This is a genomic window from Methylobacterium bullatum (assembly GCF_014845095.1).
Classification (GTDB): Bacteria; Pseudomonadota; Alphaproteobacteria; order Rhizobiales; family Beijerinckiaceae; genus Methylobacterium; species Methylobacterium bullatum.
In genome coordinates, this window is record NZ_NKUG01000181.1 from 1 (window position 1) to 8,199 (window position 8,199).

Consider the following 8,199-nt stretch of genomic DNA (forward strand, 5'->3'; position numbering starts at 1 on the left):
CGTGGCGCTGGCCGGGGCCGGCGATGGCGCCGACGCTCAACGTCTGGCCGGGCTCGACCGCGAAAGCCTTCCCGTGAGGCTGCGCGACCCCGTCGAGGCGCGCGGTCATCGCGGCCCCGGAGAGCGCCACGGTGGCGGCGGCGTGGAAGCGCAGGGTCGGCCCGGACACGGTGAGTTCCAGGGCGCAGGTGTCGGGCGGGTTGCCCACGAGGGCGTTGGCGTCGCGGAACGAGCGCGCATCCATCGGTCCGCTCGGCGGCACGCCCACATGCCAGAGCCCGATGCGGCCGGGCAGTTCCTGCAGGCTCGATTGCGCGCCGGGGACCAGCACCTCGATGCTGCGCGGCGCATAGGGAAAGTCGCGCAACGCCGTGGTGGCGACCCGGCCCGAGGCGAAGAGCTCGGAACCGGCGATGGCGCGCAGATAATCGAGATTGGTCTCGATCCCCGAGACCGCGCTGTCGTCGAGGGCCTGGCGCAAGGCGGCGAGCGCCGCCGGGCGATCCTCGCCCGTCACGATGATCTTGGCGAGCATCGGGTCGTAGTTGGTGGTGACCTCGGTGCCGGTCTCGATCCAGCCGTCGATGCGGGCCTCGGCGGGGAACCGCACCTCGGTGAGGAGGCCGGCGCTCGGGGCGAAATTGGCGTGCGGGATCTCGGCATAGAGCCGCGCCTCCATGGCGGCACCGCGCGGGACCAGGGGGCCGGCGGCAGCGATCACGTCCTCGCCCGCCGCCTGGCGGATCATCCATTCGACGAGATCGATGCCGAACACCGCCTCGGTGACCGGATGCTCGACCTGGAGCCGGGTGTTCACTTCGAGGAAGGAGAAATCCTCGCGGACGGGATCGTAGATGTACTCCACCGTCCCTGCCGAGGCGTAGGCGACGGACTCGCCCAGAGCCACCGAGGCCGCGTGGAGGCGTGCACGCACGGCATCCGAAAGGCCCGGCGCGGGGGTCTCCTCAATGACCTTCTGGTTGCGGCGCTGAAGCGAGCAGTCGCGCTCGCCCAGCGCCACCACGCGGCCGGCACCGTCGCCGAAGATCTGCACCTCCACATGGCGCGCCTCGCCGACGAAGCGTTCGAGATAGACGCGGGCATCGCCGAAGCTGGCGCGGGCCGTGCGCTCCACGCTGGTATAGTGCTCGCGGAGCTCGTCGGCCGAGGCGCAGAGGCGCATGCCGATGCCGCCGCCGCCCGCCGTGCTCTTGAGCATCACCGGGTAGCCGATGGTCTCGGCCGCCGCGAGGGCGGCGTCCAGATCCGGCAGCAGGCCGGTGCCGGGCAGGAGGGGCACGCCGCTGGCCCGCGCGAGGTCGCGGGCGGTGTGCTTGAGGCCGAAGGCGCGCAGGTGCTCGGGTTTCGGGCCGATGAAGACGATGCCCTCGGCCGCCAGACGCTCGGCGAAGGCCACGTTCTCCGACAGGAAGCCGTAGCCGGGATGGACGGCTTGCGCTCCCGTCGCCTTGCAGGCGGCGATCACGGCCTCGACGTTCAGGTAGCTCTCGGCCGCCGGCGCGGGTCCGAGGCGGACGGCCTCGTCCGCCTCCAGCACGCCGCGGGTGAACCGGTCGGCATCCGAGTAGACGGCCACGGACGCGACACCCATGCGCCGGCAGGTGCGGGCGATCCGCCGGGCGATCTCGCCGCGATTGGCGATGAGGATCTTGCCGAACATCAGCGCGCGTCCCGAATGGAGACGTGGATCGGCGTCGGGTTGAAGCCGTTGCAGGGGTTGTTGATCTGCGGGCAGTTCGAAATCACGCAGATCACGTCCATCTCCGCCGTGACCTCGACGTAGTCGCCCGGCGAGGAGACGCCATCGACGATGGCGAGCTCGCCGTTCTGCTCGATGGGCACGTTCATGAAGAAGTTGATGTTGGGCGGGATGTCGCGCTTCGAGAGCCCGTATTTGGCGACTTCCAGGGCGAAATTCTCGCGGCAGGCATGGAGATAGCGGGTGGCGTGGCCGAAGCGCACGGTGTTGGCCTCGCAGGAGCAGGCCCCCGCCGAGGTGTCGTGACGGCCGCAGGAATCGGCGGTGACGGTGGCCATCACCCGGCCCTCGTTGGAGACGAGGCACGTGCCCGTCGTCACATAGGCCGAGCCCTGGACGCGCAGGGTGTCCTGCGAGGAATAGCGCTCGCCCATGTCGCCGGCGCGGTAGAACAGGGTGTCCACCGCCTGGCAGCCGTCGGTGTCGGTGATGCGCAGAATCTGGCCCTTGCGCACGAGGCCGGACCAGGGCGCCTGGGCCGGCACGATTTCGTCAAGCAAGACCTCATCGAGGAGAAGCGTGGTGTCGTCGGTCATGGTGCGTCCCTCCCGTCAGAAGCCGATGGCGGCGTTGTTCTCGAAGCCGCGCACGGCCTCGATCGTGGCGTTGCGGCAGAGATCGTCCGCCGCCGGGACGGGCGCCCGGAAGCGGGTGACCACCACGGGGTTGGGCGCGTAATCCGGGTTCGGGTCGAGGGGATGCGGGCAGTTCGAGAGGGTGACGAGGAGGTCGAGTTCGGCGCGCAGGTCCACGAAGTCGCCCGCGCGGCGGCCGGCCTCGTTCCAGGCGAAGCGCCCCTCCGCGCCCACGGAGACGGGGGCGAACAGCGTGATGCAGGCGGGGATGTCGCGCCGGTCGAGCCCGGCCTTGAGGGCTGCGAGGACGAGGTTGTCGCGGGTGTTGCGATGGGGGCCGCCCGCGTAGCGCGCGGCATTGGATTCGGCGTTGGAACCGCCCACGAGCGCGTCGTGCGCGCCGCAGGAATCCTCGATGAGCGAGAGCATCACCCGGCCCATGTCGGAGAACAGCACCCGGCCGCGCTGGAGGGCGGCGGTCCACTGCACCTTCACGGTGTCGGCGTAGTTCAGGCGTTCCGAGGTTTCGGCGGCGTTCCAGGCGACGAGGGCGACGCTCGACGGGCCATGGTCGAGGCCGATCCGCAGGGCTTCGCCGGCATTGAGCTCGAAGGTGCGATACCAGCCGCCGGGAATGGTCTCGGTGTGGAGGATCGCCGCCTCGTCGAGGGGCAAGTCCCGCGCGGAAGGCGGTGGCAGGGTGCGCGGGGCATGCCCCTGGCCTTGCGCCTTCAGTTCCTCGTAGCGCCGCCGATTCTCGGCGATGATGCTGGCTGTGTCGGTCATGCCCGTCTCCTCAAGGCTGTTCTCCGGGTCGTCCCGGAAAAACAGCCCTGGCACGGCCGGGTCGTCCCGGCGGGCATGCGTCGTTAGGGGTGCTGCTTAACCCGGCGGACCACCGAGTGTGAAGTACTTGCGCACCGGCTCCCTGACGTCCCAGGTGCCGGAGAAACCGGCGGGAGAGACGAAGGCGTCCCCCGCCCGGTAGGTCTTGGCGAGCCCGTCCCCGTCCGTGACCACCACCACCCCTTCGAGGATGTGCACGAACTCGTTCTGGGCGAACTCGATGTGCCATTTGCCCGGCTGGCAGGTCCAGGTTCCGGCCGAGAAGAGACCGTCGTCGCTCTGGTAGGCGACGCTCACCGTCTGGGCCGGATCGCCCGAGACGATCCGGCCCGGGTCCGGCCGGTAGGGCTTGCAGGGGCGGGGCGACCCGGCGAAATCCACGGTCCGGACGCCGCTGCCCATGCCGGTCACGAGCGTACCCATCGACCGCGCGCCGATTCCGCCGAACAGGGCGAGCAACGGACCGCCGAACGTATGAAGCAGTCGCGCAATCTCCACCGAACCATCTCCCCCGCAACCGCATCCGCGGCCGGCCGAATCCCGGCCACCCTTGCGAATACCAATAATGACAGCGGGAGAGAAGCATGAGTGTGTTGAGAATCCGCTTCGAGCGAGGGTTAACGACAAGCAAGGTTCGTATCGGCACGCCAATGCTTCACCACGCCCGGGCCTTTGACGTGTCGCCGGTGTCACGATGCAAAACCGGCGACCACGTTTGTTGAGCCTGCCTAGAACAGATGGCTGTAGCGCTCGATCTCCCAGGCACTGACCGTGAGGTGATACTCCTCCCACTCGGCGCGCTTGTAGCGGATGAACTCGTCGCGCAGCGCCTTGCCCAGGGTCTTCTCCACCAGCGGGTCGGCGGCGAAGGCGTCCACCGCCTCGGCGAGGGTCTGGGGCAGGAACTCGATGCCGCGCTCCGCGCGCTGGGCGTCGGTGAGGTCGTAGAGGTTGTCCTCGTTGGGAGCCCCCGGATCGATGCGCTCGCGCACGCCCTCCAGACCCGCCGCGAGGACCAGGGCGGCGGCGAGGTAGGGGTTCACCGCGCCGTCCGCGTTACGGCTCTCGCAGCGTCCGCCGCCGGCGGGCACGCGCACCGAATTGGTGCGGTTGTTCGAGCCGTAGGAGTTGAACACCGGCGCCCAGGAGAAACCGGCCATGGAGCCCTGGCGCACGAGGCGCTTGTAGCTGTTCACGGTGGGCGCGAAGGCGGCGCAGAGCGCTCGCCCGTGCTTCAGCACGCCGCCGATGAAGTGGTACCCGGTCTCGGTGAGGCCGAGGCCGCGCGGATCGTCCTTCGGGTCGCAGGCGAAGGCGTTCTTGCCCGTCTCCTTGTCGGAGAGGGACATGTTGAAATGCGCGCCATTGCCGGTGCGATCTGCAAAGGGTTTGGGCATCATCGTGGCGATGAGGCCTTCTTCCTTGGCATACTGCTTGGCCATCATGCGGAAGAAGGTGAGCCGGTCGCACATGGTCAGGGCGTCGGCATAGTTGAAATCGAACTCGAACTGACCGCAGGCATCCTCGTGGTCGAAGGAATACAGGTCCCATCCGAGATCGTTGATCGTGGTGGCGACCTTGTCGAGCCAGGTGAAGTTGTCGACGAAGCCGCGCACGTCGTAGCAGGGCTTCACCAGCTTATCGTCGGGGATCGGCGTGTGCAGCGAGCCGTCCGCCTCCTGCTTGAGCAGGAAGATCTCGCATTCGATGCCGAGGTTGAAGCCGAAGCCCATGGCCTCGGCATCCTTCAGCACGGACTTCAGGGCAACGCGGGTGGAGAGCGGGTAGGGCTGGCCCTGGAAGGTGAGGTCGGCCGGGCACCAGGCCAGTTTCGATTCCCAGGGCAGCTGGATCAGCTGCGAGAAGTCCGGCACCGAGGCGAGCTCGTCCTCGTTAGGGGCCTGGCCGAGCCCGTCGAGGGCATAGCCGGTATAGCGCTCGGACCCCGCCGCCATCTGCGGCAGGTGGTCGACGGGCACCACCTTGGCCTTCTGTGCGCCGTGGATGTCGACATAGGCGCCGATGACGTATTTCACGCCCTTGGCGCGCAGGTCGTCCTGCAGCTTGGCAATGGCGGGATCGATTTCGGTGGCATGCGCCATCGGGCGGCTCCTTGGTTTTAGGCGGAAACGGAGAAGGAATGGGGCAGCGGCGGGGTCTCGGAGAGGCCCCGCAGGACGAGGGCGGACAGGTCCTCGACCATCCAGCCGAACAGACGCTCCCCGTCTTCGAGGTTCGCCTGCGAGGGGCGTCCGGTGACGCCGTTCAGGCTCGTCCGGTTGACCGGATGGGAGAAGACGAGCCCCTCCGTCCGGTCGGGATCGTCCGCATCGGCGATGCGGTCCGGGCGCACGAGATCGGACGCCACCGCCATCATCAGCGCGGTCTCGGCGGCGTTGGCGTGCCAGTCGTCGGCATCGGCGAAATGCGCGGCGCGGACGCGCTCGCTCACCGTGGCGGAATTCACCAGGGCGACCATGAGGTCGTCATGGGCGGCGCGCAGCATCTCCAGGGCGCAGCGCAGGGGCGCGGCGTTGGTGACGTGGGCGTTGACGATGAACAGCCGGCGGACGCCCGACTGGTAGGCCGAGGTGCCGATCTGGGCCACGAGCCGCGTCATCATCACGGGATCGAGGGTGATCGTACCGGGCCAGCGCCGGCTGTGCCCGAGGGAACAGCCATAGGGCAGGGTGGGAAGCACCGGCACGCGGGTCCGCGCCGAGACCGCATGGGTCAGGGCCTCGGCCAGGACGAAATCCATGCCCGTGCCGAGATGCGGCCCGTGCTGCTCGGTGGCCCCCACCGGCAGGATCGCGGCATGGGCGACGGCGGCGAGGTCGCCGGGGATCTCGTCCCAGGTGCGGTTCGCCCAGAGGAGGGGGGTCATCGTTTTGCTCTCCGATCACCGAGAGCGCGCACTTCCCTCCCCCTTGTGGGGAGGGACCGAGGGTGGGGGTGGTGCAGGATGAGACGCGAGAGGTGCCTTCTGCGCCACCCCCACCTCCAGCTCCTCCCCACAAGGGGGAGGAGAGCCACGTGGTCGGTATCAGAGAGAGGCATCATTCCACCTCGTCCCCGGCTGACGTCATGCGCGTCACCACGTCGGGGGCGACGCTTTCTTCGGCCTCGTCCTTCGGCGGGTGGATCAGCGCGTCGAGGCGGGCGCGGGTGGCGCGGAATTCCGGGGTGAGCGCCTGGTTGTGGCTGCGCGGGCGCGGCACCGGGACCTCGATGAGTTCGGCCACCTCGCCCGGATGGGCGCTGAGCACCAGGATGCGGTCGGCCAGGTGCACCGCCTCGTCGAGGTCGTGGGTGATGAATACGATGGTGATGTCGATCTTCTTCCAGATCTCGATGAGATAGGCCTGCATCCGGGCGCGCGACTGGGTGTCGAGGGCCGAGAACGGCTCGTCCATGAGCAGGATGCGCGGCCGCGTGGCCAGCGCCCGGGCGATGGCGACCCTCTGCTTCATGCCGCCGGAGAGCTGGTGCGGGTAGCTGTCGGCGAAGGCCTCCAGTCCGATGAGCGCCAGCCATTGCCGGGCCTCGCGCTCCGCTTCCCGACGCGGCGTGCCGTTCTCCTCCAGTCCGAAGGCGACGTTGCGCAGCACGCTGAGCCAGGGGAACAGGGTGTAGCCCTGGAACACCATGCCCCGGTCGGCCCCCGGCCCCGAGACCGGCACGCCCTCGACGCTGACCACGCCCGAGGTGGAAGTCTCGAGCCCGGCGAGGATGCGCACGAAGGTGGACTTGCCGCAGCCCGATGGGCCAACGACGCAGAGGAACTCGCGCCGGTGGGTGACGAGGTCGATGTCCTTCAGGGCCACCGTGGTGCCGCCGTCCGGCTTGCGGAAGGTCTTCGTCAGTTTCTCGACCCGGAGGGCGACCTCGCGGCTCTTCAGCTTCTCGAACCGGGCACGGACCGGCTCGCACTGGGTGCGGTAGTCGCAGGCCTCGATCGGCAGGACGACGGGAGAGGCGACGGGAGAGACCGAGTTCACGCTTCGCTCCTGTCGTAGGGGAACAGCCGGCGGCCGAGCCAGGCGAGGGCGAGATCGGTGGCCGAGCCGACGAGGCCGATGATGAGGATCGCGGCGTAGACGTTGTCGAAATGCTGGTAGCGGGCCTGCTGCGTGATGAAGAAGGTGATGCCCGACGAGGTGCCGATGAGTTCGGCGACGATGAGGTAGGTCCAGGCCCAGCCGAGCAGGATACGCTGGTCGCGGTAGAGCTGCGGCAGCATCGCCGGCACGATCACCCGGCGGATGAGGCGGAGATTCCGCGCGCCGAGCGTCAGCGCCGCCTCGATCAGCAGGGGCTCGATCCGCCGGGTGGTGTTGGCGATGACCAGCACCTGCTGGAAGAAGGTGCCGATGACGATGATCGCGATCTTCGGCCCGTCATAGATGCCGAGGATGGCCACCATCAGCGCGCCGAAGGCGGGGGCCGGCATGTAGCGCACGAACTCGATGACCGGCTCGGTGAGGCGCGCCAAAGTCGGCTGGGCGCCGCAGAGGATTCCCAGCGGCACGCCGATCAGCGACGACAGCAGGAAGCCGAGGGCGATGATCTGGATCGAATGCCACAGGCTCAAGGGCAGGCGGATGGCGTCGCGCTGGGTCGGCTGGGCCGTCAGCGAGGTCCAGAACGCGGTGGCCACCTCGTGCGGGGCGGGGAGGTAGACCGGGTTGGCGGGCCTGCCCGCGGGCTCCGCGGTGCCGGCGGCCTTGGCCGAGGCGACCTCCTCCGCGAAGGCGGCCTTCGGCACGCGCATCCCCGGCTCCATCCAGGCGATGTCGCCGGGCTCGGTCACCTCCACCAGGGGATGCCACAGGAACGGCACGTAGGAGACCGCCGCCCAGGCGAGGAGCGGGATCAGGAACGACAGGATGGCGAGGCTCGTCCGCCGGCGCGGCGAGAGCGGCCGGGCCACGCCGACCCAGGAGCGGCGGCGCGGGGAGATGGGAGACGAGACGCGGGCCCCTCCTCCCCCTTGTG

The 8,199-nt window shown here is 69.1% G+C and carries 8 protein-coding genes; all 8 read right to left on the reverse strand.

Annotated features, from left to right (window positions below; all coding sequences use genetic code 11):
* A partial coding sequence (locus tag MBTS_RS20955; protein WP_280529950.1) for an ATP-binding protein occupies positions 1 to 1,681 on the reverse strand: 1,681 nt, incomplete at its 3' end.
* Entirely contained in the window at positions 1,681 to 2,316 is a 636-nt protein-coding gene (locus MBTS_RS20960) for an urea amidolyase associated protein UAAP2 (RefSeq protein ID WP_192216397.1), read from the reverse strand. The genes MBTS_RS20955 and MBTS_RS20960, both read right to left, overlap by 1 nt.
* A 15-nt stretch (positions 2,317 to 2,331) precedes the next feature.
* On the reverse strand, positions 2,332 to 3,141 hold the full coding sequence (locus MBTS_RS20965; protein ID WP_192216398.1) for an urea amidolyase associated protein UAAP1: 810 nt from the start codon (positions 3,139 to 3,141) through the stop codon (positions 2,332 to 2,334).
* 96 nt (positions 3,142 to 3,237) lie between these two features.
* Positions 3,238 to 3,699 carry a cupin domain-containing protein gene (locus tag MBTS_RS20970; RefSeq protein ID WP_238254073.1) on the reverse strand — a complete coding sequence of 154 codons (462 nt, stop codon included), beginning with the start codon at positions 3,697 to 3,699 and terminating at the stop codon, positions 3,238 to 3,240.
* Positions 3,700 to 3,929: 230 nt separating this feature from the next.
* Positions 3,930 to 5,303, reverse strand: coding sequence for a type III glutamate--ammonia ligase (glnT, locus tag MBTS_RS20975; RefSeq protein WP_192216399.1), 1,374 nt, complete (start codon positions 5,301 to 5,303; stop codon positions 3,930 to 3,932).
* Positions 5,304 to 5,320: 17 nt separating this feature from the next.
* Complete coding sequence (locus MBTS_RS20980) at positions 5,321 to 6,088, reverse strand: creatininase family protein (RefSeq protein ID WP_147833390.1); 768 nt, start codon at positions 6,086 to 6,088, stop codon at positions 5,321 to 5,323.
* Between the two features lie 172 nt (positions 6,089 to 6,260).
* Positions 6,261 to 7,202 (reverse strand): ABC transporter ATP-binding protein, encoded by a 942-nt coding sequence (locus MBTS_RS20985; protein WP_056141467.1) that lies wholly within the window; start codon positions 7,200 to 7,202, stop codon positions 6,261 to 6,263.
* A complete protein-coding gene (locus MBTS_RS20990) occupies positions 7,199 to 8,164 on the reverse strand; it encodes an ABC transporter permease subunit (protein WP_192216400.1) in 966 nt (321 codons plus the stop codon). Before MBTS_RS20990 ends, MBTS_RS20985 begins: the two co-directional genes overlap by 4 nt.
* Positions 8,165 to 8,199: the final 35 nt, after the last annotated feature.

Bases quoted from the DNA above. Each gene is read 5' to 3' on its own strand.
- MBTS_RS20980 (WP_147833390.1), bottom strand. From the start codon at position 6,088: ATGACCCCCCTCCTCTGGGCGAACCGCACCTGGGACGAGATCCCCGGC.
- MBTS_RS20965 (WP_192216398.1), bottom strand. From the start codon at position 3,141: ATGACCGACACAGCCAGCATCATCGCCGAGAATCGGCGGCGCTACGAG.
- MBTS_RS20960 (WP_192216397.1), bottom strand. From the start codon at position 2,316: ATGACCGACGACACCACGCTTCTCCTCGATGAGGTCTTGCTTGACGAA.
- glnT (WP_192216399.1), bottom strand. From the start codon at position 5,303: ATGGCGCATGCCACCGAAATCGATCCCGCCATTGCCAAGCTGCAGGAC.